Here is a 25,514-nt window from a genome sequence, read left to right on the forward strand (position 1 = left end):
GGTGGGGTGAGTGTGACGGAATGTCGCACTTATGGGGATCTGGGGGGATCTTTTGCTTGCAACCGATGCCGTCGGCATGTCTGATGCCGGCGCCATGCTCAGTGCTGCGCTCGTCGCGGCGATATCACTGGCCCTCTTCTGGATGGCCGCGTTCACGCTGTGGTGGCAGATGCACGCCTGGCGCACGCCGGAGGTGCTCGCCTCCACGCGGTTCGCGGCTCCCGGAGATCACGGGGCCCTGTCCTTCTCGCTGCTCCTGCCGGCCCGGCACGAGCAGGCCGTGCTCGATCACACCATCCAGCGGCTCCTCGAGTCCGGGCACCGTGACTTCGAGATCATCGTCATCGTCGGGCACGACGACCCCGAGACTGCCCAGGTCGCGGAGCGGGCCGCCGCCCGCGACCCGCGCGTCCGCGTCGTCGTCGACACCCACGCCCGGAAGAACAAACCCAAGGCGCTCAACACCGCGCTCCCGTACTGCCGCGGCGACGTCGTCGGGGTCTTCGACGCCGAGGACCAGGTCCACCACGACCTGCTCGCCCACGTCGACCACGCCTTCCGCGACACCGGCGCCGACGTCGTGCAGGGCGGCGTCCAGCTGATCAACTTCCACTCCAGCTGGTACAGCCTGCGCAACTGCCTGGAGTACTTCTTCTGGTTCCGCTCCCGGCTGCACCTGCACGCCCAGAAGGGCTTCATCCCGCTCGGCGGCAACACCGTCTTCGTCCGCACCGACGTGCTGCGCGAGGCCGGCGGCTGGGACCCGGAGTGCCTCGCCGAGGACTGCGACCTCGGCGTACGCCTGTCCAGCACCGGCAAGAAGGTCGTCGTCGCCTACGACTCCGACATGGTCACCCGCGAGGAGACCCCCGGCACCCTGATGTCCCTGCTCAAACAGCGCACCCGCTGGAACCAGGGATTCCTCCAGGTCTACCGGAAGAAGGACTGGAAGCAACTGCCCACGCTCCGGCAGCGGATGCTCGCCCGGTACACCCTCATGACCCCGTTCATGCAGGCGTTCACCGGCCTGATCATCCCGCTCAACGCCGCGGTCGCCCTCCTCATGGACGTCCCCGTCGGCATCGCCTTCATCACCTTCCTGCCCGCCGTCACCGCCTTCGTGACCTTCGTCTTCGAGGTCGTCGGCCTGCACGACTTCGGCAGGCAGTACGGGATGCGCGTCCGGTTCGTCCACTACCTCAAGCTCATCGCCGGCGGGCCCTTCTACCAACTGCTCCTCGCGGGCGCCGCGATCCGCGCCGTCTGGCGCGAGCAGCGCGGCCGCAGCGACTGGGAGCTGACCAGTCACGTAGGAGCCCATCTGCCCGCCGAGCGTGCCGCCCGAGAGGACGTACCCGCGTGACCGCGACCCTTCCCGCGGCCGGCAGCTCCACGCCGGTCGCGCAGCCCACCCGTGTCCCCGCCCGCCTGCGCACCCCGGTCCGGGCCGTCCGTTTCCGCAGCTCACCGGCCGACCTCGCGCTGTGCGCCGTACTCCTCGCCGCGATCGTCCTCGTCCAGGGCTGGAACATCGCGGGCTACCCCAACTTCAGCGACGACGAGGGCACGTACCTCGCCCAGGCCTGGGCCGTGCAGCAGGGCGACGGGCTCGCCCACTACACGTACTGGTACGACCACCCGCCGCTCGGCTGGCTCCAGCTCGCCGCCGTCAGCTGGATCCCGGCGCTCGCCGACCCGTCCGCCATGACCGTCGGCACCATGCGCCTCGCCATGCTCGGCGTCAGCGCGGTCAGCGCCGTCCTCGTCTACGTCCTCGCCCGCCGGCTCCGGCTGCCGATGTGGGCCGCGGGCCTCGCCATGGCCCTGTTCGGGCTCTCCCCGCTGGCCGTCGTGCTCCAGCGCGAGATCTTCCTCGACAACATCGCCGTGATGTGGATGCTCCTCGCGTTCTGCCTCGCCGCGTCCCCGAGCCGGCACCTGTGGCACCACTTCGCCGCCGGGCTCGCCGCCGCGACGGGCGTCCTGTCCAAGGAGACGATGCTCGTCCTGCTGCCCGCGCTGCTCGTCACCATGTGGCGCCACGGCCACCCGGCGACCCGCAAGTTCGCCCTGACCGGCGCCATCACGGCCTGCGCGCTCGTCGGCCTCTCCTACCCGCTGTTCGCCCTGCTCAAGGGCGAGCTGTTCCCCGGCGGCGGCCACGTCTCGCTGTGGGACGGCATCAGCTACCAGCTCAGCCGCCCCGGCTCCGGCTTCCTCTTCGACGCGGGTTCCGGCTCGCACGGTGTGCTGCACTCCTGGCTCTACTACGACCGGGTGCTGCCCATCGGCGGACTCGCCGCCGCCCTGTTCCTGCTCGTCACCCTGCGCTGGTCGGTCACCGCCCGCGCCCTCGCCGGACCCGCCCTCGCCGTCGCCGTCCTCGCCCTCGTCGCGATGCGCCCGACCGGCTACCTGCCCGCCATGTACATCGTCCAGGCGCTGCCGTTCCTCGCCCTGGTCCTCGCCGGGGCCGCCGCCGGAGTCGTCCACGCCCTCGTGCACCGGGGCCGGGCGCCACGCGGGCTGCGCCTCACCGCCGTCGCCCTGCTCGCCGCCTGCGCGGCCGGCCTCGTCGTCCCCCGCTGGTACGACGGCGACCGCACCGCCATGACCGTCGACGCGAACGCGCCGTACCGGGGCGCCGCCGCCTGGATGGCGAGCGAGGTCCGCGACCCGGTCGCCACCCGCGTCCTCGTCGACGACGCGCTCTGGCTCGACCTCGTCCACGCCGGCTACGAACCCGGCCTCGGCGCCATCTGGTTCTACAAGGCCGACCTCGACCCGGCCGTCACCCGGACCATGCCGGACGGCTGGCGCGACCTCGACTACGTGGTCGCCTCGCCCACCGTGCGCCGCGACGCCGCCGATCTGCCGAACGTACGGGACGCGCTGCGGCACTCCGCGCCCGTCGCCACCTTCGGCGAGGGCCCGGACCGCATCGAGATCCGCCGCGTCCAGGGAGGGGGCAGCCGATGACCGTGCATCCCGAGACCGAGCTCGACGGCGCCGAGGTGCCCGAGCCGGGCGCCGTCACCATCGTCGTCCCCACCTTCAACGAACAGGACAACATCGCCGAACTCCTGTACCGCATCACCGAGTCGGTCCCGCATCGGCTGCCCTGCGAGGTCCTCTTCGTCGACGACTCCAGCGACGAGACGCCCCGCGTCATCCGGGAGATCGCCCAGGACTGCCCCTTCCCGGTGACCGTCCTGCACCGCGACGAACCCACCGGCGGGCTCGGCGGCGCCGTCGTCGCCGGGATCCGCGCCGCGACCTCCGACTGGGTCGTCGTCATGGACGGCGACCTCCAGCACCCACCGTCCCTCGTACCGGAGTTGGTGGCCACCGGCGAGCAGGAGGGCGCCCAGCTCGTCGTCGCCAGCCGCTACCTGCCCGGCGGCAGCCGCGCCGGACTGTCCGGCGGCCACCGCGTCGCCGTGTCCCGCGCCTCCACCTGGCTCGCCAAGGGCCTCTTCCCGCGCGGGCTGCGCGGCATCAGCGACCCGATGAGCGGCTTCTTCGCGATCCGCCGCGCGGCCGTCCACCCCGACGCCCTCAAGCCGCTCGGGTACAAGATCCTGCTCGAACTCGCCGTCCGCACCGGCCGGTTGAGCGTCGCCGAGGTGCCGTTCGTCTTCCAGGAACGGCACGCGGGCGAGTCCAAGTCCACGGTCCGCGAGGAACTGCGCTACCTGCGCCACCTCGTCGAACTACGCACCGCCGCCCCGCTCGCCCGCATGCTCGTCTTCGGGCTGATCGGCCTGACCGGCTTCGTGCCCAACCTGCTAGCCCTGTCCGCCCTCACCCACGCCGGCCTGCACTACCTGCCGGCCGAGATCCTCGCCAATCAGGCGGGCGTCGCCTGGAACTTCCTGCTCATCGAGGGCCTCCTCTTCCGCACCCGGCGCGGCCACCGCCACTGGGCCGACCGCACCGCCCGCTTCGCCCTGCTCGCCAACGCGGACCTGGTGCTGCGCATCCCGCTGATCGCCCTGTTCGTACGGGAGTTGGGCCTCGCCGTGCTGCCCGCGACGGCGCTCGCGCTCGTCACCACGTTCGTCCTGCGCTTCGCCGGCACCGAGGCGCTCGTCTACGCGAGGAAGACCAAGAAGCCCGGGACACCCCAGGTGTCCGGCCCACCGGAGATCGCCGAGCCGACCGCCGAGACCGCGACAGGAGCCGCCGCGTGAGCCGCACGACAGGAACGATACGAACGACACGTACGAGACGGTCGGGGCCCACGCGAAGGACGGCCCTCGCGGGGGTGACCGCGCTCGCGGCCTCCCTCCTGATGGCCGTGCCGCAGCCCGCCTCCGCCGCCAACCTCGTCAAGAACCCCGGCTTCGAGACCGCCGGGACCGGCGACATGCCCGCCTGCTGGGAGAAGTCCGGCTGGGGCGACAACGACTTCACGTTCACCACCACCGCCGACGCCCGCACCGGCACCAAGGCCATGAAGGTCGAGCTGACCCGCCGCGTCGACGGCGACCGCAAGGCGCTCATCACCGAGTCCGCCGACTGCGCGCCGCCCGTCACCGTCGGCAGGCAGTACGACCTCGGGCTCTGGTACAAGACGACGACACCGGACGCCTCGGTGACGCTCTTCCGGCACGACACGACCGCCGGCTGGCAGTACTGGACCGACCTCAAGACTCTGGCCATGAGCACCGGTTGGGCTCAGGCCGCCGTCCGTACACCCGAGGTGCCGCCCGGCACCGACCGCATCAGCTGGGGCGTCTCCGTCTACGGCACCGGCTCGGCGACCACCGACGACTACACGATGGAACAGGTCGCGGACCCCGTCCCGGACCCCGAGTGCACCGGCACGCAGAAGGAGTGCGCGGACGGCCGCTGGGACGTGCTGCCCACGCAGAACCCGGTCCGCTCCATGCACTCCGTCGTCCTCAGGAACGGCAAGATCCTGCTGATCGCGGGCTCCGGCAACAGCGAGGAGATGTTCGCGGCCGGCACCTTCACCTCGGCGGTCTACGACCCGGAGAAGGGCACGTACAAGACGATCCCGACGCCGAAGGACATGTTCTGCGCGGGCCATGTGCAGCTCGCCGACGGCCGGGTCCTCGTGATGAGCGGCAACAAGGCGTACCCGGCCAAGGACGGCTCGCACGGCTACGAGGGCTTCAAGGACAGTTACGTCTTCGACCCGGCCACCGAGGCGTACACGAAGACGAACGACATGAACGACGGCCACTGGTACCCGTCCGCGACCGTCATGGGCAACGGTGACGTGATGTCCTTCGGCGGCCTGCGCGAGGACTCCACCGGGTCCGTCACCGCCGAGCGCTTCGACGCCGCGAAGGGGGAGTGGCTGCCGCTGTCGCAGGTCCACCAGACCTGGTCGTACTGGGGCCTGTACCCGTCGATGATCCTCATGCAGGACGGCCGCCTCTTCTACTCCGGCAGCCACGTCTTCGGCAACGGCACGCCCGGCACCGGTGCCTCGGTCTACGACTACGACAAGAACACCGTCACGGACGTCCCCGGCCTCCAGAACAAGGACCAGCGCGACCAGTCCGCCAGCGTGCTGCTGCCTCCGGCCCAGGACCAGAAGGTCCTCACGATGGGCGGCGGCAACATCGACTCCAACCCCGACGCGGGCCGCCTCGTCGACGTCATCGACCTCAAGGAGCCGAACCCGAAGTACGTCGCCGGACCCCAACTCCCGCAAGGCACCGTCGACCTGGGCAACGGGCCGCAGCCCGAGACCGGCGCCCAGGGCAAGATGTACGTCTCCGCGGTGCTGCTGCCCGACGGCAAGGTCCTGGAGACGGGCGGCGCCCTGCACAACCGGGCCAACCCCGTCTACGAGTCCTCGATCTTCGACCCGGGGACCACCACCTTCGACCCGGTCGCCCCGGACCCCGAGGCCCGCGGCTACCACTCCTCCGCGTTCCTGCTCCCCGACGGCCGCGTCATGACCACCGGCGACAACCCGGGCAACGGCTCCTGGAACCACAACGTGTCGATCTACACGCCGCCCTATCTCCTCAAGGGGGCCCGGCCGAAGATCACCTCGGTCATCGACAAGGAGTGGAAGTACGGGGACACCCAGCGGATCACCGTCGACCGGCCGATCGCCAAGGCGGAGCTGATCCGTCCGGCAGCGGTCACGCACTCCTCCGACCCCAACCAGCGGTACGTGGATCTGCCGCTGTCGGTGGACGGGGCGAACGTCGACCTGAACGTCACGTCGAACCCGAACCTGGCGCCGCCCGGCTGGTACATGCTCTTCGCGGTGGACGCGAACGGGGTGCCGTCCGTCGCCGAGTGGGTCCATCTGACCGGGGCCGCGGTCTCCGGTGCCGGGGACGCCTCGGCGCACGTCCACTCGTTCGCGGACGGGCTCTCGGCCGAGCCCGAGGGGAAGCGGGCGGCACGCAAGTCGGCGCCGGTCAGCCCGGTCGTCGCCGGGTGCGATCGGCACTACGGCTCGGCGAACGTGTGCGTTCCTACGGTGTTTCCGCCGCAGGTGAAGTCGTCCACGCGGGCGCGCTGCGCTTGGCTGGACCGGCAACGGTTCGGGCGGCTTGTGGTGAACGGGGCGGATGATCCTCTGCGGTTGGACCGGAACGGGGACGGGGTTGCTTGCGGGCCCCGGGACTCATCTGCCCGGTAGCGGTCTCGTCGCCGGGTGCGGCCCCGGTGGGGGCTGATCGCGCAGTTCCCCGCGCCCCTGAAATGCGCACTTCGTGCGCCATCTCAGGGGCGCTTCTCATCGGGGAAATGCGCCCGAAGGGCATGCATTTCAGGGGCGCGGGGAACTGCGCGAGAAGCCCCACCGGGGGCGCACCCGGCGAACGACCCTCAAAGGCCCCGCTGCACCGTGTCCAGCGCCCTCAGGACAACCTCCCGCAGCTCGACGGAGTCGGGGCGTTCGGCCCAGTACATCGTGGCCTCCATAAGGGCCCCGACGACCGCCATCGCATAGACCCGGACCTCGAGATCCCCCGCGTCACGACCCGTCCGCTCCGCGAGGACCCGGCACACGATCTGCCCGGTCACCGACATGGACTCCATCATCCGCGACCGAACCGCCGGCACCTCGACCTGCAACCGCATCCGCAGCCGCGAGGTCTCCGGGTCCTCGCTCTGCTGGGCGAGCTCCATGCTGTGGTCGATCACGTGCCGCAGGGAGTCGACGATCGACTCGTCGGCGGGCCGCGCCCGCAGCTCCCGCTCCAGGATCGGGTCGAACTCGTCGGTGAGGACGATGTCTTCCTTGGTCGGGAAGTAGCGGAACACCGTGGAGGGGGAGACCTCCGCCGCCTCGGCGATCTGCTCGACGGTCGTCGCGTCGTAGCCCTGCTCCCGGATCAGGCGGTACGTCGCCTCGCGGATCGCCGTACGGGTCTTGATCTTCTTGCGCTCCCGTAGCCCGATGCGCGGCTCCGAGGTCTGTGCTGAGGCGGCCATGCCCCTCATTCTCGGGCATCGGCGCCGGCCGGGGCCACCTTCGCGCCCGTCCCGCCGGACGCGGGGTGACCGGGCAGGAGGACCGCCGCGAGCACGGCCGCGACGAGCGCCGTGATGCCGATGACGACGAGCGCCAGGTCCATGCCGTGCAGATACGCGGCGTCGGCGGACGCGGCGAGCGCCCGGTCGCCGAGCCGCCCCGCGACCACGTGCGCGCCGATCACCGAGTCCCCGGCCGCGTCCGCCGCCGCCCCGTGCAGCCCGCCCGTGTCCAGGTGCGCGGAGTACGCCCCGGCGACCAGCGCCCCGAGCAGTGCGACGCCGAGCGCGCTGCCGGTCTGCCGGACCGTGCTGAGCAGGCCGGAGCCGCGGCCCGCCTCGTCCTTGGGCAGGGTGGTGAGGGCCCCGCCCATCGCGGGGATCATGGCGAACGCGAAGCCGACGCCGGCGATGCTCAGCCACAGCGCCGTGAACCCGTACCCGGAGTCGACGGTGGTCCGCGCCCCGAGGAACCCGGCGAACGCGAGCACGATCAGCGCCACGCAGATCACGGACCGCGCCCCGAACCGGTCGACGAGGGGCTGGGCGAGCCGGGCCGCGAGCAGCATCCCGCCCATCATGGGGATGATCCGCACCCCGGTGCCGAGCGCGTCCGTGCCGAGCACCGCCTGTAGGTACTGCGGCAGCACGAACATCAGGCCGGACATGACGAACATGCCGAGCGTGGCCAGCAGCGTGTTCGTCAGGAAGCCCTGGTTGCCGAGCAGGGACAGGTCGAGCATGGGGCGCGGGCTGCGCCGCTCCCGTCGTACGAGCGCGGTGAGCAGGACGGCGGCCGCCGCGAAGGAGCCGAGGACGGTGCCGCTGCTCCAGCCCTTGCCGGGGCCCTCGATGATCGCGTAGATGAGGGCGCCGAGGCCGACCGCGGTGAGGACCGTGGAGAGGACGTCGACGCGGGGCGCGGCCGGGTCGCGGGTCTCCGGGAGCAGGAGCAGGCAGGCGGTGATGCCGATCGCGACCATCGGCACGTTGATCACGAAGACCGAGCCCCACCAGTAGTGGTCCAGGAGCCAGCCGCCGATGATCGGGCCGAGCGGCAGGCCGAGCGCGGACGCCGCGGAGATCATGGCGATGGCCTTGGTCTGCTCGGCGCGCGGGAACAGGCCGGGCAGTACGGAGATGGCGAGCGGCATCACGAAGGCCGCGCCGACGCCCATGAGCGCGCGGGCCGCGATCACCCACGTCACCTCGGAGGAGAGCGCGCCGACGACGGACGCGGCGAGGAAGACGCCGAGCCCGCCGATGAGCATCCGGCGCCGCCCGAACCGGTCGCCGAGCAGTCCCGCCGGGAGCATCAGCGCGGCGAACACCACGATGTAGGCGTCCGCCATCCACTGCTGCTCGCCCGTGTCGGCGCCGAGCTGTGCGGCGATGCTCGGCAGCGCCACGTTCAGGATCGTCATGTCGAAGCCGAGCACGAGCATGCTCGCGACCAGGGCCCCGAGGGCCCACCAGCGCCGGGGATCCGGGCGCGCCTCCACCTGTTCAGTGACAGTAGCCATGAAATGAGAGTAACTCTCACTTGGGAGTGTCTGTCAATAAAGCGCCCTTCAATGAAAGCTCTCTCCGGGCACGCAAAAGGGCCGCGGCGAGTGCCGCGGCCCTGGGGGAGAAGCTCGTACGGATCAGGCGTGCTGGTACGCCACCAGCGAGATCCCGACGTAGTGCACGACGAACGCCGCCAGCGTCAGCGAGTGGAAGACCTCGTGGAAGCCGAACCAGCGCGGCGACGGGTTCGGCCGCTTGATGCCGTAGATGACCCCGCCCGCGCTGTAGAGCAGCCCGCCGACGATCACGAGGACGAGCACCGCGATGCCGCCCTTCTGCATGAAGTCGGGGAGGAAGAAGACCGCGGCCCAGCCCATCGCGATGTAGCAGGGGGTGTAGAGCCAGCGCGGGGCGCCGACCCAGAAGACGCGGAAGACGATCCCGGCCGCCGCGGCGCCCCAGACGCCCCACAGCAGCCACTGGCCCTTCGCGCCGGGCAGCAGGAGCATCGTGAGCGGGGTGTAGGTGCCCGCGATGATCAGGAAGATGTTCGCGTGGTCGAGGCGGCGGAGCAGGCCGCCTGCCTTCGGTCCCCAGTTCCCCCGGTGGTACAGCGCGCTGACCCCGAAGAGCAGGCAGGCCGTGAGGACGTAGATCCCGCAGGCGACGCGGCCGCGGGTGGAGTCCGCGAGCGCGGTCAGGACGATGCCGGCGATCAGGACCGCGGGGAACATGCCCGCGTGCAGCCAGCCGCGCATCATCGGCTTCAGCAACGAAGGCTCTGCTGCGGGGATTTCACTGTGCTCTGCGGCGGCGCTCATGGCGGGCATCGTACCTACGGGACCGTAGGCCGCGGATATGGAGCCCGCCCCCTTCTCGGCCCTGGGGCAGGCCCCACCCCTCACTCGTGCGGCCGTGAGCGGAGGCGGAGGGTCATCAGAAGGTGAAATCTGCGTATCGAGTGGGAATCCTCACGTCGCTCAGGTGTGAGGCCCCCTGGACATATGGGCGAAACGGTCGGATGATCAAATGAGTGCCGTCGGCACCGGATGAGCGCCCACTGAGGTCCAGTGGAACGGGAGGCGCAGCGTCCGGGTCGCAGCCCCCACGGGGCATCAACCTCCATACCCCTCTTTTAGGAGCGATCGTGGCGCGCGACATCGCGGCTCCCAACTCCCCGGACACCCTCCCGACCACCCACCAGGGCCTGATCTCGTGGGTCAACGAGATCGCCGAGCTCACGCAGCCGGACCGCGTGGTCTGGTGCGACGGCTCGGAGGCCGAGTACGAGCGGCTGGCGGAGGAGCTGGTCGCCAAGGGGACGTTCAAGAAGCTCGACCCGATCAAGCGCCCCAACTCCTACTACGCGGCCTCCGACCCGTCCGACGTCGCCCGCGTCGAGGACCGCACCTTCATCTGCTCCGAGAAGGAGGAGGACGCCGGCCCGACGAACCACTGGAAGGCCCCCGCCGAGATGCGGGAGATCTTCGCCGGTGAGAAGGGCGTCTTCCGCGGCTCGATGAAGGGCCGGACGATGTACGTCGTCCCGTTCTGCATGGGCCCGCTCGGCTCGCCGCTGTCCGCGATCGGCGTCGAGATCACCGACTCGGCGTACGTCGCCGTCTCCATGCGCACCATGACCCGCATGGGACAGCCGGTCCTGGAGGAGCTCGGCGAGGACGGTTTCTTCGTCAAGGCCGTCCACACGCTGGGCGCCCCGCTGGCCGAGGGCGAGCAGGACGTCCCGTGGCCCTGCAACTCCACCAAGTACATCTCGCACTTCCCCGAGGACCGCGAGATCTGGTCCTTCGGCTCCGGCTACGGCGGCAACGCCCTGCTGGGCAAGAAGTGCTACGCCCTGCGCATCGCCTCCGTCATGGCACGTGACGAGGGCTGGCTCGCCGAGCACATGCTGATCCTCAAGCTGACGCCGCCGCAGGGCGAGTCGAAGTACGTCGCCGCGGCCTTCCCGTCCGCGTGCGGCAAGACGAACCTCGCGATGCTGGAGCCCACGATCTCCGGCTGGACCGTCGAGACGATCGGCGACGACATCGCCTGGATGCGCTTCGGCGAGGACGGTCGCCTCTACGCGATCAACCCCGAGGCCGGCTTCTTCGGCGTCGCGCCCGGCACCGGCGAGCACACCAACGCCAACGCGATGAAGACGATGTGGGGCAACTCCGTCTTCACGAACGTCGCCCTGACCGACGACGGCGACGTGTGGTGGGAGGGCATGACCGAGGAGGCGCCCGCGCACCTCACGGACTGGAAGGGCAACGACTGGACGCCCGCGTCCGAGACCCCGGCCGCGCACCCCAACGCCCGCTTCACCGTCCCGGCCGGCCAGTGCCCGATCATCGCGCCGGAGTGGGAGGACCCGAAGGGCGTGCCGATCTCGGCGATCCTCTTCGGCGGCCGCCGCGCCTCCGCCGTGCCGCTGGTCACCGAGTCCTTCGACTGGAACCACGGCGTGTTCCTGGGCGCCAACGTGGCCTCCGAGAAGACCGCCGCCGCCGAGGGCAAGGTCGGCGAGCTGCGCCGCGACCCGTTCGCGATGCTGCCGTTCTGCGGCTACAACATGGGCGACTACATGGCCCACTGGGTGAAGGTCGGTGCCGACAAGGACCAGGCCAAGCTCCCGAAGATCTACTACGTCAACTGGTTCCGCAAGGACGCGAACGGGCGCTTCGTGTGGCCCGGTTTCGGTGAGAACTCCCGCGTCCTGAAGTGGATCGTCGACCGCCTCGACGGCCGGGCGGAAGGTGTCGAGACCCCGATCGGCGTCCTTCCGACCAAGGAGTCCCTGGACACGGAAGGCCTCGAACTGGCCGACTCCGACCTGGACTTCCTGCTCTCCGTCGACAAGGAGGTCTGGCGCGAGGAGGCCGCTCTGGTACCCGAGCACCTCAACACCTTCGGCGATCACACGCCCAAGGAGCTGTGGGACGAGTACCGCAACCTGGTGCAGCGCCTCGGCTAGCCGGACCTGAACGAGCCCCCCGTACAACGGCGTACGGGGGGCTCGTTCGCATGTGTGCCGCTGTGCCGGTCTGTCGGGGGGCCGTGATCAACTCGGCCCTTCACATGTCCACCACATGCTTCAATGTCCCCACACAGTCGCTCATCGGGGAGATGGGCGCCAACTCAGCCTGTGGGGGGCACAGTTGAGCAAGGTTCAGCACCTCAGACGTACCGCCGCGCTGCTCGTGGCCGGTGTGCTCGGCGCGACGGGACTCGTCGGCGCCACGGCGTCGCAGGCCGTCGCCGCGACGCCCGCCGACACCGCCGTGAAGCTGCCGGTCACCAACTTCTCGGCGCTGGCGGTCGACTCCGCCCACCAGCGGGTCTACGTCACGGAGGGCACCGCGTCGAACCCGACGCCCCCGGCCGTGCACGTCTACGACTTCGACGGCCGGAAGATCACCTCGATCAGCACGCCCGCCGTCGCCTCCGGCCTCGACGTCAGCGCCGACGGCACCACCCTGTATGTGTCGCAGCCCAGCGGCATCCTGGCCTTCGACGCCGCCACCCTGGAGCAGCGGAGCCTGACGAGCGCGAGCTACGACACCTGCGGGCGTTCGCTGGCCGTCGCGGGCGGCCGGGTCTGGCACACGACCGCGTACTCGTTCGGCTACTGCGACACCCAGTACGCGACCCTGGGCCGGCTGAGCGATCCGGCGCAGAACACCGGCTGGGGCGACTACGGCCGCATCCAGCTCTTCGGCGGCGGCCCGGCCGCCCCGGACCGCTTCTACGCGGCCCAGCCGGCGAACTCCAGCGCGCCGAACCCGTTCATCACCGCGTTCGCCGCCGACAACGACGACCCGGTACGCGGCCCCGAGCGCCGCTTCGCGGGGGAGGACGGCAAGGGCGCGCTCGACTTCAAGGACCTCGCGCCGAGCGCCGACGGCAAGAAGCTCGCCGTCGCCGACGCCGCGTCCGGCACCCGCCTGCTGAACGCGGACGACTTCACCGACGCGGCCGAGCAGTACCAGCCGCTGCCCGCCGGCGCGAAGGCCTCCGCGGTCGCCTTCAGTGGCGACGGCAAGTACGTGGCCCGGGGCGCCGCCGCCTACGGCTCCACGCCCGACCTGCTGATCCAGCCGGCGAACCCGGCGGACACGACGGCGCCGCTGGAGTTCGCCTTCGAGGGCAGCCTCGACGGCAGCGAGATCGCCCCGCGCGGCCTGGAGTTCTCCGCGGACGGCTCCCGGCTGTTCGCCGTGACCTCCTACGGCAACCAGTTCTGGCTGCACGTCATCACGCCGCCGGCCGCCCAGTACGACGCCCGGTTCAGCGGCGATCTGACGCAGTCGCCGAGCAGTGCGGTGGTGGGGGAGCCGGTGGCGCTGCGCGGCCGGCTCGAGTTCGACGGGTCCGCGCCCGCGGACCCCGCGAAGGTGACGGCCGTGCGCGAGGACGCGGACGGGAAGACGGAGCTGACCCCGGTGAAGTTCGCCGCGGACGGCACGTTCACCGTCTTCGACGTGCCGGACAAGGTCGGCGAGGCGACGTACCGGGTGTCCTACCTGGGCGACCTCACGCACCGCCCCGCGACGGACGTCGTGAAGACGGTGCAGGTGGGCAAGGCGCCGGCGACGCTCACCCTCGACGCGCCGAGCGAGGCGACGACGAGCGGCGGTGTGGTGATCCCGGGCACGCTGACGGCCACGGGTCCCGCGCTGCCCGCCGATCTCACGCTCACCGTGCGCCGTACGGACCGGCTGGGCACGACGGACCTGGCTCCGGTGACGGTCGGCGCCGACGGCACGTTCACCCTCCGCGACACCCCGCGGACCATCAAGTCGGCGACGTACACGCTGACCTGGACCGGTGACGCCTACCACCGGGACGCGACGGCCTCGGCGACGGTGCTCGTGCGCCGCTGACCTGGAGACGTAGGGCCGGGGGCATCGACGATCCGGCCCTACGCCACGGATTAAGCGGCGACAGGCTCCGTGGCGTCCGCGTGGAACTCCATCCGGCGGGCCGCGAGGATCGCCGCCGCCGTGTCCGCGCGGGACGCGGCGACGACCAGGGCGCGGCCCGCGAGGGCGTGGGCGCGCTGGTGCAGGGCGATCGCACGGGGCGCGCGCAGGGCGTCGGTCACGGTCGAGCGGACGGGGGTGTGCCCCCCGCGCAGGCGGGCGATCTGGGCGGCGAGCTCCTCCGCGGCCGTGTCGAGCTCCGGTGACCCGGCGACCGCGCGCAGCTCGTCGGTCACGGCGAGCAGGGCCGCGAGGTGCCCGGCGAGCTGGATGTCCAGCTCCTCCTCGCGCGAGCGGTGCGGGAAGTCGCCACCGGGCGCGGCCACCGGCGTGTGGACCGACTTGGTGCGGATCGGCTCGTACATCGGAGGCCTCCAGACAGGAGCGGGCGCGGATTGACCTCCATCGTACCTTGGACTTCGTCTAAATTAGAACCTGTCCAAAAACGCGTCGCGTCCGGAGTGGGGTCCCGCCGGGGCTACTGGCTGTATCCGTCGAGGAAGTTGCCGATCCGGGTCACGGCCTCCGTCAGCTGCCGGGTGTCGGGCAGCGTGACGACGCGGAAGTGGTCGGGCTCCGGCCAGTTGAAGCCCGTGCCCTGGACGACCATGATCTTCTCGGCGCGCAGCAGATCGAGCACCATCTGCCGGTCGTCCTTGATCTTGAACACCTTGGGATCGAGGCGCGGGAACAGGTACAGCGCCCCCTTCGGCTTCACACACGTCACGCCCGGGATCTGCGTGAGCAGCCCGTGCGCCACGTCCCGCTGCTCCTTCAGGCGGCCGCCCGGCAGGACGAGGTCGTCGATCGTCTGCCGCCCGGTGAGCGCGGCGACGACGCCGTGCTGGCCCGGCATGTTCGCGCACAGGCGCATGTTGGCCAGGATCGTGAGGCCCTCGATGTACGACTGGGCGTGCGCGCGCGGCCCCGAGATCGCCATCCAGCCCACCCGGTAGCCGGCCACCCGGTACGCCTTCGACATGCCGTTGAAGGTGAGGGTCAGCAGGTCCGGGGCGATCGCGGCGGTCGGGGTGTGGGTGGCGCCGTCGTAGAGGATCTTGTCGTAGATCTCGTCGGAGCAGACCAGCAGGTTGTGGCGGCGGGCGATGTCGGTGAGACCGCGCAGCATCTCGTCGCTGTAGACGGCGCCGGTCGGGTTGTTCGGGTTGATGATCACGATCGCCTTGGTGCGGTCGGTGACCTTCCGCTCCACGTCGGCGAGATCGGGCATCCAGTCGGACTGCTCGTCGCAGCGGTAGTGCACGGCGGTGCCGCCGGACAGTGAGACGGCGGCCGTCCACAGCGGGTAGTCCGGCGCGGGGACCAGCACCTCGTCGCCGTCGTCGAGCAGGCCCTGCATGGCCATCACGATCAGCTCGGAGACGCCGTTGCCGATGTAGACGTGCTCGACGTCGGTCTCCACGCCGAGGGTCTGGTAGTGCATCATCACCGCGCGCCGGGCGGCGAGCAGGCCCTTGGCGTCGCCGTAGCCGTGGGCGTCGCCCACGTTGCGGAGGATGTCCTCGAGGATCTCGGGCGGGCAGTCGAAGCCGAACGCGGCCGGGTTGCCGGTGTTCAGCTTGAGGATGCGGTGCCCTGCCGCCTCCAGCCGCATCGCTTCCTCGAGAACCGGACCCCGGATCTCGTAGCAGACGTTGGCGAGCTTGGTCGACTGGATGAGCTGCATGGACAGACTGTACGGCGGCCGCTCGCGCGGGCGCGCACCCTCCGCCGCCGCCCGGAGGACCCCGTGGCGGCCCGGTTTCGGATGTGATGGCACGCAGTGCCGGATGCCTGAGGAATGCCTGGTGCGGGTGGGGGTGCGGCTTGGATGCGTGGGCCTGTCGGGCCGGGTGAGATCGGCCACTCGTGAGGACGGGCGTTCTGGGCGCGTACGCATATTCGAGCGCATGTTCGAAAGAGGGGGGTAGGCTGGAGTCATGCTCCAGGGATCCCTCTTCGACCAGGCCGACCGGATCGAGGAGACCGCGCTCGGCGGCCTCGACGGACTGCGCCGCACCGAGCTCGGGGCCGGCGCCTGGATCGACGTGCTGCCCGGCTGGCTGCGCGGCGCCGACGCCCTGTTCGAGCTCCTCGCCGCGCAGGTCCCGTGGCGGGCCGAGCGCCGCCAGATGTACGAGCGGGTCGTCGACGTGCCCCGGCTCCTCAAGTACTACGGGGCGGGCGAGGAGCTGCCGCACCCCGTGCTCGGGCAGGCCCGCGACGCGCTGAGCGCCCACTACGCGCGCGAACTGGGCGAGCCGTTCACCACGGCCGGGCTCTGCTACTACCGCGACGGCCGGGACAGCGTCGCCTGGCACGGCGACCGGATCGGGCGCGGCGCCCGCGAGAACACGATGGTGGCGATCCTGTCCGTCGGCGCGCCCCGGGATCTGGTGCTGCGGCCCGTGGGTGGCGGCGGGCCGGCCGTGCGCCGGGCCCTCGGGCACGGCGACCTCATCGTCATGGGCGGCTCCTGCCAGCGCACCTGGGAACACGCGATCCCCAAGTCGACCCGGGCCGCCGGCCCCAGGATCAGCGTCCAGTTCCGGCCACACGGGGTGCGCTGACCCCGACGTTCCGCGCGCTTGGCGGGGAAGGTCCGGGTCTGCGGCGATATCGCCGACGACTGTTCCGGGCCACCGGAACCCCTTAAGATCCGCGCTCATGTCCTGGCAGCACCCCCAAGAAGACGCCGAAGCGAACCTGTCCGGTGTCGTCTACGACCCACAGCAGGCGGCGGGCGCCTACGACGGTTACGCCGACCCGGCCACCGTCCACGGCTGGCGTGAATCGGCCACCGTGGCCCCGGCCGCCCTCCACGACGCGACGGAGCCGCTCCCGGCGGTGCCCGACGACGGCGCCGTCTTCGTCGACACCTCCGGGCGCCGCGGGCGCCTGATGCGGCGCGGCGGGCTCGCGCTCGGCGCGGTCTGCGTCGTGTTCCTCGGCGCCGTCGTCTTCGGCGTCTTCGGATCGAGCCCGTCGAGCGGCCCGCTGTCCGGGACCGCAGGAGACGACGACGGCGACGGCGGCGGCAAGCAGCGCGCCGAGCACTCGGCCCCCGCGACCCCGGGCCCCGCCGCGAGCGAGGCCCCGGCCGGCGCCGGATCCACCGGGTCCCCGGACGCCGCTGCGACCACGGATCCGTCGCACACCCCCGCGAAGGACGATGCGAGCCCGACCGGTTCGGCGCCCGGCAGCGCCGGAAAGCCCCCCGCGACCGCGTCCCCGGCCGCGTCCGAACCGGCCCGCGGCAACTCCACCAACAACCCCGGCCGGGGCAACGGAACCACCAAGGGCCCGAAGTGACCCGGCGTTCACCCGCCACAACTGCCCCGTGACCCCGGGGAGTTGACGTCCGCCCTCTTGTCGCGCCGCCCGCCGAGCCCGAAGAATGCGCACGGCAACCATCGGCAACGGACGCCGTACCCGGCGTCGGCAAGGGGGGCTCCACCCAATGGCACCTGCAGCACCGATGACACCCAGGCTCGGCCGCGTCCTCACCGGCGCGGCCTTCGCGCTCGTCCTGGCCGGGGCGGGCGCGGCACCCGCCGCCGCGGACAACGGCGTCCGGGAGAGACCGAACGACGCGCCCGTCACCTTCGCGGGCACCGTCGCGCTCAGCAACTGTTCCGGCTCGATCGTGCGCACCCCGCAGTCCGAGCCCGACGACCCCGCGCTGGTGCTCTCCAACGGGCACTGCATAGAGACCGGCTTCCCGAAGGCCGGCCAGGTCGTCGTGGATCAGCCGTCCAAGCGCACCTTCAAGGTCCTCGACGAGAACGCGGGCCAGCTCGGCACCGTGCAGGCCGACCAGATCTCGTACGCGACGATGACCGACACCGACGTCTCGCTGTACCGGCTCACCACCACGTACGCCGAGATCGAGGCCAAGTACCACGTGGCGCCGCTGCTCATCGACCCGCGCCACCCGCGCAAGAACACCGACATCACCGTGGTGTCCGGGTACTGGAAGAAGCAGTACAAGTGCTCCGTCGACGGGTTCGTGCCCGCGCTCAAGGAGTACTGGTGGACCTGGAAGGACTCGGTCCGCTACACGCCCGGGTGCGAGACCATCGGCGGCACCTCGGGCTCCCCGGTGATCGACGACCACACCGGACGCGTGATCGCCGTCAACAACACCCACAACGAGAACGGCGAGGAGTGCACGCTCGACAACCCCTGCGAGGTCGACCGCAAGGGCAACGTCACCGTCCGCCCCGACGCCCGCTACGCGCAGCAGACCTACGGGATCGTGCCCTGCCTGCGCCACGACGGGACGCTCGACCTGGGGCGCGAGAAGTGTGAACTCCCCAAGCCCCAGGCCTAGTTCTGTGACGGCCTCTTAGCTCTTCGAAGGCGTACGCCGTACGGACCGGCCCGCGAGGACGTCCGTGCGGCGGCCGTCCTCGATGACGAACCGGCCGTCGATCAGCACGTGCGGGATGCCCACCGGCAGGGTGCGCGGCGCCTCGAACGTCGAGCCCGCCGCCACCGTGTCCGGGTCGAAGAGCACCAGGTCGGCGCGGTAGCCCTCGCGGACCAGACCGCGGTCCGGCAGTCTGAGCCGGGCCGCGGGCCGCGAGGTCAGGTGCGCGACCGTCTCCTCCAGGGACAGCACGCCCAGGTCGCGGGCGTAGTGGCCGAGGTAGTGCGGGAACGTGCCGTACGCGCGCGGATGCGGCTTGACGCCCTGGAGGATGCCGTCGCTGCCGCCGGTGTGCACGGGGTGCTGCATGATCGCCCGCACGTTGTCCTCGTGACCGACGTGCTGGAGGATCGTCGAGCCCAGGTTGTCGGCGAGCAGCAGCCGGCGGGCGGTCACCCAGGGGGCCTCGCCCTGCTCGGCGGCCGCCTCCGCGACCGTCTTGCCGACGTGTCCGGCGAGGGCCGGGTCGGTGACGCCGGAGATCTCGATCGTGTCCCACTCCATCGGCACGCCGTGGCAGCCGTCGGAGCCGATGACCTCGACGTGGTGCCGGATCCGCTCCGCCGTCGCGTCGTCCCGCAGCCGGGCCAGGGTGGCGTCGGGGCCGCCCTCGTTCGCCCAGCTCGGCAGCATCGCGACGAGTGTCGTGGCGCCCGGTGTGTACGGGTAGGTGTCGAGGCTGATGTCGGCGCCGGCCGCGATCGCCCCGTCGAGCAGCTCCAGCAGCTCGGTGCCCCTGCCCTTGTTCACGCCGAAGTTCATCGTGGCGTGCGCCAGGTGCAGGGAGCAGTCCGCGGTGCGGGTCAGCTCGGCCATCTCGCGGTACGCCTCCAGAGCGCCGGCGCCGTAGCTGCGGTGGTGCGGGCAGTAGTAGCCGTCGTACCCGGCGACGACCCGGCACAGCTCGGTCAGCTCGGCGTCCTTCGCGTACATGCCCGGGGTGTACGTCAGCCCCGACGACATGCCGACCGCGCCCTGCTCCATGCCTTCGGCGACGAGGCGGCGCATGTGGTCCAGCTCGGCGTCCGTCGCGTCCCGGTCGTCCCAGCCGACGGCGTACATCCGCACGGTGCCCTGGGGGATCAGGTAGGCGGCGTTCACGGCGATGCCGCGGTCGAGGCGGTCCAGGTACTCGCCGACGGTGCGCCAGTCGAAGTCGATGTCGGACCCGTCCCCGTTCCAGCCGGCGATCACCTGGCGGACCTGGCCCAGGGTGCGGTCGTCGACGGGCGCGTAGGACAGGCCGTCCTGGCCGAGGACCTCCAGGGTGACGCCCTGGGCGGCCTTCGCGCTGTGGTCCGGGTCGCGGAGCAGGGCGAGGTCGCTGTGCGCGTGCATGTCGATGAACCCGGGGGACAGCGCGAGCCCGTCCGCGTCCAGGGTCCGTGCGGCGGTGGGGCGTGAGCCCTTGCCCTCCGGGTGGATGCGGGTGATGCGGCCGTCGGTGATGGCCACGTCGGCGCGATATCCGGGCGCGCCGGTGCCGTCGATGACGCGGGCGTCCTTGATGACCAGCTCCGACATTCTGGCTGCCTCTCTTGGGGGGTGGTCTTTCGGTGCGGCCCGGTGGGGGCTGGTCGCGCAGTTCCCCGCGCCCCTGAAATGCAGACCCTTCGGGTCGCATTTCCCCGACGGGGCACCGCCCGATGAGATCGCGCACGAAGTGCGCATCTCAGGGGCGCGGGGCTGTGACATCAGCGGCTGCGCCGCGGGGCGCGACCAGCCCCCACCGGCCGGTGGTCGACACGCGGCCGGTGGGCCTACGGCGCTTAGAAGAACGTCCGGACGTAGTCCACGACCGTGCCGTCGGCCTCGACGACAGGGATGAGCTGCCACTTGTCGAAGGAGGTGCAGGGGTGCGACAGGCCCATGCCGATCCAGTCACCCACCTCAACCCCGGCGGAGCCCTCCGTGCGGACCCACCCGTGCTGGTCCGAAAGCCCCGTCACCGAGACCCCGTCGGCATCCCGCACGGCCCCCGTACGACCGTCCCGCACGACCTGCGCCTCGGGCAGATCGAGGTCGTACGCCGCGTCCCGCTTGCCGGCGTTGGTGAACGCCTGCTCGGGCGTCGGCCGCGACACGACCTGCGCCCACAGCCGGAACGCCGGCTCGAGCGCGCCCTCCTCGGCGACCCGGTTGAACGGCGTCAGCCGCCGGTAGTGCCCGTCGTCGTGCGACACGTACGCCCCGGAGCGGAGCAACTTCAGGACGGGCGCGCTCAGTTCGGGGATCTCGGCGAAGACGTCCGCCACGGCGTCGAACCAGGCGGAGCCCCCCGCGCTGATCACGATCTCGTCGAGCCCGGCGAAGCGCCCCGCCTTGTCGAGGTCCGCGGCGAGCGCGACGAGCCGCCGCAGCCACGCGTGCACCCGCTCGGGGGTCGCCTGCGGCACCTCGCCCTCGTACCCGGCGACACCGACCAGCCGCAGCGAGGGCGCGGCCGCCACCGCGTCCGCGACCTCGGCGCACTCGGCCTCGGTGCGCAGGCCGGTCCGGGCGCCGTCGCCCGCGCCGAGCTCCAGGACCACGTCCACCGGCCGGGAGGCCCCGGCGGCGGTCAGGGCGGCCTGCATCAGTTCGACGCCGCGCACGGAGTCCACGTAGCAGATGAAGCGGAACGCGGGGTCGCGGTCCAGCTCGGCGGAGATCCAGCGCAGGGCCGTCGCGTCGACGAGCTCGTTCGCCAGGAAGACCCGCTCGGTGCCGAACTTCCGTGCCACGCGCACCTGGTGGGGCACGGCGAGCGTGATGCCCCAGGCGCCGCGGTCGACCTGCTGCTGGAACAGCTGCGGGGCCATCGACGTCTTGCCGTGCGGCGCGAACGCGAGCCCGTGCCGCTCCGTGTACGTCTCCATGAGCGCGAGGTTGTGCTCCAGGCGCTCCGCCGACAGGGCGAGCACCGGCGTGGTGAAGCCGTCGGTGAACAGGTTGAGCCGGCGCTCGGCGAGCTCCGCGACCGTCAGGCCCTCGGCCGCCGGCGGCATGCCCTTGAACCGGAAGTCCACTCGCTCGTGCGCGAGCTCCTCCAGCGCGGTGACGGCGTCGACGGCTTTGTCGGCGGTCATGGAGCCTCCTCAGGCTTGCCCGTTGCATCATGTGCAACGGTCATTGCGTATGTCGCTTACTGCTGTCTAACATCCGAGCCAACGCCGGGTCAACGGAGCCGTTGACCCCGGGCCGCGCCCCCGCCACGAGGAGACCCCGCACCGTGACCGCCACCGGATCCGCACCCGCCGCACAGGCCTCCCCGGCTGCCCGGGAGGCCGTGGAGGTCGTCGCGCTCGGCGAGTCCATGGTCACGTTCCGGCCCTCCGTCCCGGGGCGGCTCGCCGACGTTCCCTCGTTCGACCGCGGTATCGGCGGAGCCGAGTCCAACGTCGTGTGCGGACTCGCCGCCGCCGGACACTCCACCCGCTGGGTCAGCCGGGTCGGCGCCGACGGCTTCGGCGACCACCTCGTCGAGGCGATCGCCGCCTACGGGGTCGACACCGGCGCCGTGCGCCGCGACCCCGCCCGCCCCACCGGCATCTACTTCCGCACCGCGGGCGACCGGGCCGGCGACGACCACGAGGTCGCCTACTACCGGGCCGGATCCGCCGCCTCCGCGATGTCCGCCACGAACACGGACCTCGACGCCCTGCGCTCCGGCCGGATCCTGCACCTGTCCGGCATCACCGCCGCTCTCTCCGACGACTGCCTCGGCCTGCTCCGCACCGCCATGGGCGCGGACGGCGGCCCGCTCGTCTCCTTCGACGTCAACCACCGCCCCGGCCTCTGGTCCGAGCCCGCCGACGCCCGCGTCCTGCTCGACCTCGCCCGCCGCGCCGGCCTCGTCTTCGTCGGCGAGGACGAGGCCGAGGACGCCTTCGGGATCACCGGCGGACCGGACGCGATCCGCGCCGCCCTGCCCGAGCCGGAGATCCTCGTCGTCAAGCGGGGCGCCGACGGCGCCGTCGCCTACGAGGGCACCACCCGCGTCGAGGAGCCCGCCCCGCGCGTCGACGTCGTCGCCGCCGTCGGCGCGGGCGACGCCTTCGCCGCCGGATTCCTCTCCGCGACCCTGCGCGGCCTGCCGCTCGCCGACCGGCTGCGCCACGGCCACCTCTGGGCCGCCGCCGCCCTCACCGTCCCGGGCGACCTCACCGCACCCCCGACCCGCGACCACGCCGACCGGCTGACCGGCCTGGAGCGCCCCGCGTGGGAGAAACTGCACCTCGGCCCCGGGTGGACCGGCACGGACTCCGCCGACGAGGGGCACGCCGAGGAGGAACGCACGCCATGAGCCAGACCGTCGACCGCGCGCTCAGCATCCTGCCGCTGCTCGCCGAGGGACCCGCCGACCTGGGCCAGGTCGCCGACCGGCTCGGCGTCCACAAGTCCACCGCCCTGCGGCTGCTGCGCACCCTGCACGAGCACGGCCTCGTGCACCGCCAGTCCGACCAGCGTTACCGCCTGGGCGCCCGCCTCTTCGCGCTCGCCCAGGAGGCCGTGGAGAACCTGGACGTGCGCGAGATCGCCCACCCGCACCTCGTCGCCCTCAACGAGAAGTGCGGCCACACGGTCCACCTCGCCGTCTACGAGGAGAACGAGGTCCTCTACATCGACAAGGTGGAGAGCCGCTACCCGGTGCGCATGTACTCGCGCATCGGCAAGCCGGTCGCGATAACGGTCGCCGCCGTCGCCAAACTGCTCCTCGCCGACCTGTCCGAGCCCGAGCGCCGCGCCATCGCGGAGCGGCTCGACTACCCCCACTACACGGCCCGTTCCACCCCGAACGCGTCCGCCTTCCTCCAGGAGCTGGACACGGTGCGGGAACAGGGCTGGGCCACCGACCTCGGTGGCCACGAGGAATCCATCAACTGCATCGGCGCGCCCATCCGGGGCGCCGACGGCAAGGTCGTCGCCGCGATGTCGGTCTCCGCGCCGAACGTCGTCGTCACCGCAGAGGAACTCCTCACCCTGCTGCCGCTGGTGCGCCGCACGGCGGAAGCCATCAGCCGGGACTACTCCGGCAACACCCCCTCGAAGGAAGCCAGTTCATCATGAGCGAGAAGACCGCCCTCACGCCCTCCACGCACACCGCGCCGCCCGCGAAGTTCTCCCACGGCGTGAAGAAGGGCAACATCCTCCAGGTCGCCGGCCAGGTCGGCTTCCTGCCCGCCGTCGAGGGCCAGGCCCCCACCCCGGCCGGCCCGACCCTGCGCGAGCAGACCCTCCAGACCTTCGCCAACGTCAAGGCGATCCTCGAAGAGGGCGGCGCCACCTGGGACGACGTCATGATGATGCGCGTCTACCTCACCGACGTCGACCACTTCGCCGAGATGAACGCGATCTACAACGCGTACTTCGAGGAGCAGGGCCTCAAGGAGGCCCCCGCCGCCCGCACGACCGTCTACGTCGGTCTGCCCAAGGGCCTGCTCATCGAGATCGACGCGCTCGCCGTCCTGAGCTGACCCACCCGCCCGGACCCGAGGCTCCATCCCCCACGGGAACCCGCAGTTCCCCGAGTGCACCGAGTTCACCGTCGCGGTGCGGCGCGTCACCCCCATCGGCGCCGCACCACGACAGTCCCCTTCCTGCTGAAAGCTTCATGCTCTTACGAGGTCCCACATGTCCCCGTTGTCCCCCCTCGCGGCCACCGCCCCGGTCGCGCCCCCGCCCCACACCGGCGGGATCCTGCCCTTCATCCACGGCACCGCCGGCCTCCTGACGATCGCCGTCCTCGGCATCGTGCTGCTGCTCTTCCTGATCATCAAGGTGCGGCTGCAGCCCTTCGTGGCCCTCCTCGCGGTCTCCATAGCCGTCGGCCTCGGCGCCGGCCTCTCCGTCACCGAACTCTTCGGCACCGTCCAGCGCTCCGACGCCGTCTCCACCATCGAGACCGGCATGGGCGGCACCCTCGGACACGTCGCCATCATCATCGGCCTGGGCACCATGCTCGGCGCCGTCCTCGAGGTCTCCGGCGGCGCGGAAGTCCTCGCCTCCCGCCTGCTGAACCTCTTCGGCGAGAAGCGCGCCCCGCTCGCGATGGGCCTCACCGGCCTCATCTTCGGCATCCCCGTCTTCTTCGACGTCGGCATCTTCGTCCTCGCGCCGATCGTCTACGCGGCCGCCAAGCGCGGCGGCAAGTCGATCGTCCTGTACTGCATGCCGCTGCTCGCGGGTCTGTCCATGACCCACGCCTTCCTGCCCCCGCACCCCGGCCCCGTGGCCGCCGCCGGCCTGCTCAAGGTCGACCTCGGCTGGGTCATCCTCATGGGCATCGTGTGCGGTATCCCCGCCGTGCTCGCCGCCTGGGGCTGGGCCGCCTGGATCGGCAAGCGGATCTTCGTGCCCGTCCCGCACGACATGGTCGAGGCCGCCGAGGAGGCCAAGGCCGCGCTCGTCGCCGAGCAGCGCAAGGCCGGCGTCGAGCCCCACGAGAAGCCCGTGCCGCTCGGCATCGTCTTCGCGATCATCGGCACTCCGCTCGTGCTGATCCTGCTCGCCACGTTCTCCTCGATCGCCTTCGACCCGTCGACGGCCCGCTCCGTCATCGAGTTCTTCGGCCACCCCTTCGTGGCCCTGACGATCGCCCTGCTCCTCGCGTACTACCTGCTCGGCATCCGCCGCGGCTGGTCCCGCAAGTCCCTGGAGCAGGTCTCCACCGCCTCCCTGAAGCCGGTCGGCAACATCCTGCTGGTAGTCGGCGCCGGCGGCGTCTTCGGCGCGGTCCTCAAGGCGAGCGGCATCGCCCAGGCCCTCTCCGACACCTTCAACGACGTCGGCCTGCCGATCATCGTCCTCGCCTACCTGATCTCGCTCGTCCTGCGCGTCGCCCAGGGCTCGGCGACGGTCGCGATCGTCACGACGGCGGGCATCGTCGCCCCGCTGCTCAGCGAGGGGAACTACTCGCAGGCCTTCGTCGCCCTCGTCATCATGGCGATCTCGGCGGGCTCCATCTTCGCCTCGCACGTCAACGACGGCGGGTTCTGGATGGTCTCCAAGTACTTCGGGATCTCGGAGCGCGACACCCTGCGCACCTGGACCGTCCTGGAGTCGGTCCTGTCGGTGGCCGGTTTCGCGGTCGCCGCCGTGATCAGCCTCTTCGTCTAGAGGCCGTACGGGGC

20 protein-coding genes are annotated in these 25,514 nt (G+C 71.4%); 13 read left to right on the forward strand and 7 right to left on the reverse strand.

The window, feature by feature from the left end:
• The first annotated feature begins 94 nt into the window (after nucleotides 1-94).
• From ACIBTU_RS20830 to ACIBTU_RS20845, 4 genes are all read left to right on the forward strand, one after another.
• Nucleotides 95-1,363, forward strand: coding sequence for a glycosyltransferase (locus tag ACIBTU_RS20830; RefSeq protein WP_399128056.1), 1,269 nt, complete (start codon nucleotides 95-97; stop codon nucleotides 1,361-1,363).
• Nucleotides 1,360-2,979, forward strand: coding sequence for an ArnT family glycosyltransferase (locus ACIBTU_RS20835; RefSeq protein ID WP_399127770.1), 1,620 nt, complete (start codon nucleotides 1,360-1,362; stop codon nucleotides 2,977-2,979). The genes ACIBTU_RS20830 and ACIBTU_RS20835 overlap by 4 nt, the downstream gene beginning before the upstream one ends.
• Nucleotides 2,976-4,193, forward strand: a complete 1,218-nt coding sequence (locus ACIBTU_RS20840; protein ID WP_399127771.1) for a glycosyltransferase — start codon at nucleotides 2,976-2,978, stop codon at nucleotides 4,191-4,193. Before ACIBTU_RS20835 ends, ACIBTU_RS20840 begins: the two co-directional genes overlap by 4 nt.
• Before the next feature lie 101 nt (nucleotides 4,194-4,294).
• Entirely contained in the window at nucleotides 4,295-6,637 is a 2,343-nt protein-coding gene (locus tag ACIBTU_RS20845; protein WP_399128057.1) for a galactose oxidase-like domain-containing protein, read from the forward strand.
• 188 nt (nucleotides 6,638-6,825) lie between these two features.
• Here ACIBTU_RS20845 and ACIBTU_RS20850 read toward each other — a convergent pair whose 3' ends face one another.
• The 3 genes from ACIBTU_RS20850 to ACIBTU_RS20860 all read right to left on the reverse strand — a co-directional run bounded on the left by ACIBTU_RS20850 (nucleotide 6,826) and on the right by ACIBTU_RS20860 (nucleotide 9,803).
• The gene (locus tag ACIBTU_RS20850; protein WP_399127772.1) at nucleotides 6,826-7,434 is read right to left on the reverse strand and encodes a TetR/AcrR family transcriptional regulator; all 609 of its coding nucleotides are present in this window, start codon (nucleotides 7,432-7,434) and stop codon (nucleotides 6,826-6,828) included.
• A gap of 5 nt (nucleotides 7,435-7,439) precedes the next feature.
• Complete coding sequence (locus ACIBTU_RS20855; RefSeq protein WP_399127773.1) at nucleotides 7,440-8,996, reverse strand: MFS transporter; 1,557 nt, start codon at nucleotides 8,994-8,996, stop codon at nucleotides 7,440-7,442.
• Between the two features lie 123 nt (nucleotides 8,997-9,119).
• Nucleotides 9,120-9,803: a hemolysin III family protein gene (locus tag ACIBTU_RS20860; protein ID WP_399127774.1), complete on the reverse strand. Its 684-nt coding sequence runs from the start codon at nucleotides 9,801-9,803 to the stop codon at nucleotides 9,120-9,122.
• Between the two features lie 326 nt (nucleotides 9,804-10,129).
• Between ACIBTU_RS20860 and ACIBTU_RS20865 the strand changes: the two genes are divergently transcribed.
• Both ACIBTU_RS20865 and ACIBTU_RS20870 read left to right on the forward strand, forming a co-directional pair.
• The gene (locus ACIBTU_RS20865; protein ID WP_399127775.1) at nucleotides 10,130-11,962 is read left to right on the forward strand and encodes a phosphoenolpyruvate carboxykinase (GTP); all 1,833 of its coding nucleotides are present in this window, start codon (nucleotides 10,130-10,132) and stop codon (nucleotides 11,960-11,962) included.
• 184 nt (nucleotides 11,963-12,146) lie between these two features.
• Complete coding sequence (locus ACIBTU_RS20870) at nucleotides 12,147-13,871, forward strand: Ig-like domain repeat protein (RefSeq protein ID WP_399127776.1); 1,725 nt, start codon at nucleotides 12,147-12,149, stop codon at nucleotides 13,869-13,871.
• Between the two features lie 50 nt (nucleotides 13,872-13,921).
• Here ACIBTU_RS20870 and ACIBTU_RS20875 read toward each other — a convergent pair whose 3' ends face one another.
• Complete coding sequence (locus ACIBTU_RS20875; protein WP_399127777.1) at nucleotides 13,922-14,335, reverse strand: hypothetical protein; 414 nt, start codon at nucleotides 14,333-14,335, stop codon at nucleotides 13,922-13,924.
• 113 nt (nucleotides 14,336-14,448) lie between these two features.
• Nucleotides 14,449-15,657 carry a pyridoxal phosphate-dependent aminotransferase gene (locus ACIBTU_RS20880; protein WP_188337153.1) on the reverse strand — a complete coding sequence of 403 codons (1,209 nt, stop codon included), beginning with the start codon at nucleotides 15,655-15,657 and terminating at the stop codon, nucleotides 14,449-14,451.
• Between the two features lie 253 nt (nucleotides 15,658-15,910).
• Between ACIBTU_RS20880 and ACIBTU_RS20885 the strand changes: the two genes are divergently transcribed.
• The 3 genes from ACIBTU_RS20885 (at nucleotide 15,911) to ACIBTU_RS20895 (ending at nucleotide 18,303) form a co-directional block, all read left to right on the forward strand.
• Complete coding sequence (locus tag ACIBTU_RS20885) at nucleotides 15,911-16,540, forward strand: alpha-ketoglutarate-dependent dioxygenase AlkB (RefSeq protein WP_399127778.1); 630 nt, start codon at nucleotides 15,911-15,913, stop codon at nucleotides 16,538-16,540.
• A 97-nt stretch (nucleotides 16,541-16,637) separates the two neighbouring features.
• Nucleotides 16,638-17,282: a hypothetical protein gene (locus ACIBTU_RS20890; RefSeq protein WP_399127779.1), complete on the forward strand. Its 645-nt coding sequence runs from the start codon at nucleotides 16,638-16,640 to the stop codon at nucleotides 17,280-17,282.
• Between the two features lie 148 nt (nucleotides 17,283-17,430).
• Nucleotides 17,431-18,303: a serine protease gene (locus ACIBTU_RS20895; protein ID WP_399127781.1), complete on the forward strand. Its 873-nt coding sequence runs from the start codon at nucleotides 17,431-17,433 to the stop codon at nucleotides 18,301-18,303.
• A 15-nt stretch (nucleotides 18,304-18,318) separates the two neighbouring features.
• Here ACIBTU_RS20895 and ACIBTU_RS20900 read toward each other — a convergent pair whose 3' ends face one another.
• Together ACIBTU_RS20900 and ACIBTU_RS20905 are read right to left on the reverse strand one after the other, a co-directional pair.
• Complete coding sequence (locus ACIBTU_RS20900; protein WP_399127782.1) at nucleotides 18,319-19,926, reverse strand: amidohydrolase family protein; 1,608 nt, start codon at nucleotides 19,924-19,926, stop codon at nucleotides 18,319-18,321.
• 245 nt (nucleotides 19,927-20,171) lie between these two features.
• Nucleotides 20,172-21,470 (reverse strand): amino acid deaminase, encoded by a 1,299-nt coding sequence (locus tag ACIBTU_RS20905; RefSeq protein WP_399127783.1) that lies wholly within the window; start codon nucleotides 21,468-21,470, stop codon nucleotides 20,172-20,174.
• Nucleotides 21,471-21,613: 143 nt separating this feature from the next.
• Between ACIBTU_RS20905 and ACIBTU_RS20910 the strand changes: the two genes are divergently transcribed.
• The 4 genes from ACIBTU_RS20910 (at nucleotide 21,614) to ACIBTU_RS20925 (ending at nucleotide 25,500) form a co-directional block, all read left to right on the forward strand.
• Entirely contained in the window at nucleotides 21,614-22,687 is a 1,074-nt protein-coding gene (locus ACIBTU_RS20910; protein WP_399127784.1) for a sugar kinase, read from the forward strand.
• Nucleotides 22,684-23,451: an IclR family transcriptional regulator gene (locus ACIBTU_RS20915; protein WP_399127785.1), complete on the forward strand. Its 768-nt coding sequence runs from the start codon at nucleotides 22,684-22,686 to the stop codon at nucleotides 23,449-23,451. The genes ACIBTU_RS20910 and ACIBTU_RS20915 overlap by 4 nt, the downstream gene beginning before the upstream one ends.
• Entirely contained in the window at nucleotides 23,448-23,858 is a 411-nt protein-coding gene (locus tag ACIBTU_RS20920) for a RidA family protein (protein ID WP_399127786.1), read from the forward strand. The genes ACIBTU_RS20915 and ACIBTU_RS20920 overlap by 4 nt, the downstream gene beginning before the upstream one ends.
• A 157-nt stretch (nucleotides 23,859-24,015) precedes the next feature.
• Nucleotides 24,016-25,500, forward strand: a complete 1,485-nt coding sequence (locus ACIBTU_RS20925; RefSeq protein ID WP_399127787.1) for a GntP family permease — start codon at nucleotides 24,016-24,018, stop codon at nucleotides 25,498-25,500.
• The last annotated feature ends 14 nt before the right edge of the window (nucleotides 25,501-25,514 follow it).

Source organism: Streptomyces sp. NPDC050145, assembly GCF_044460245.1.
Taxonomy (GTDB): Bacteria; Actinomycetota; Actinomycetes; order Streptomycetales; family Streptomycetaceae; genus Streptomyces.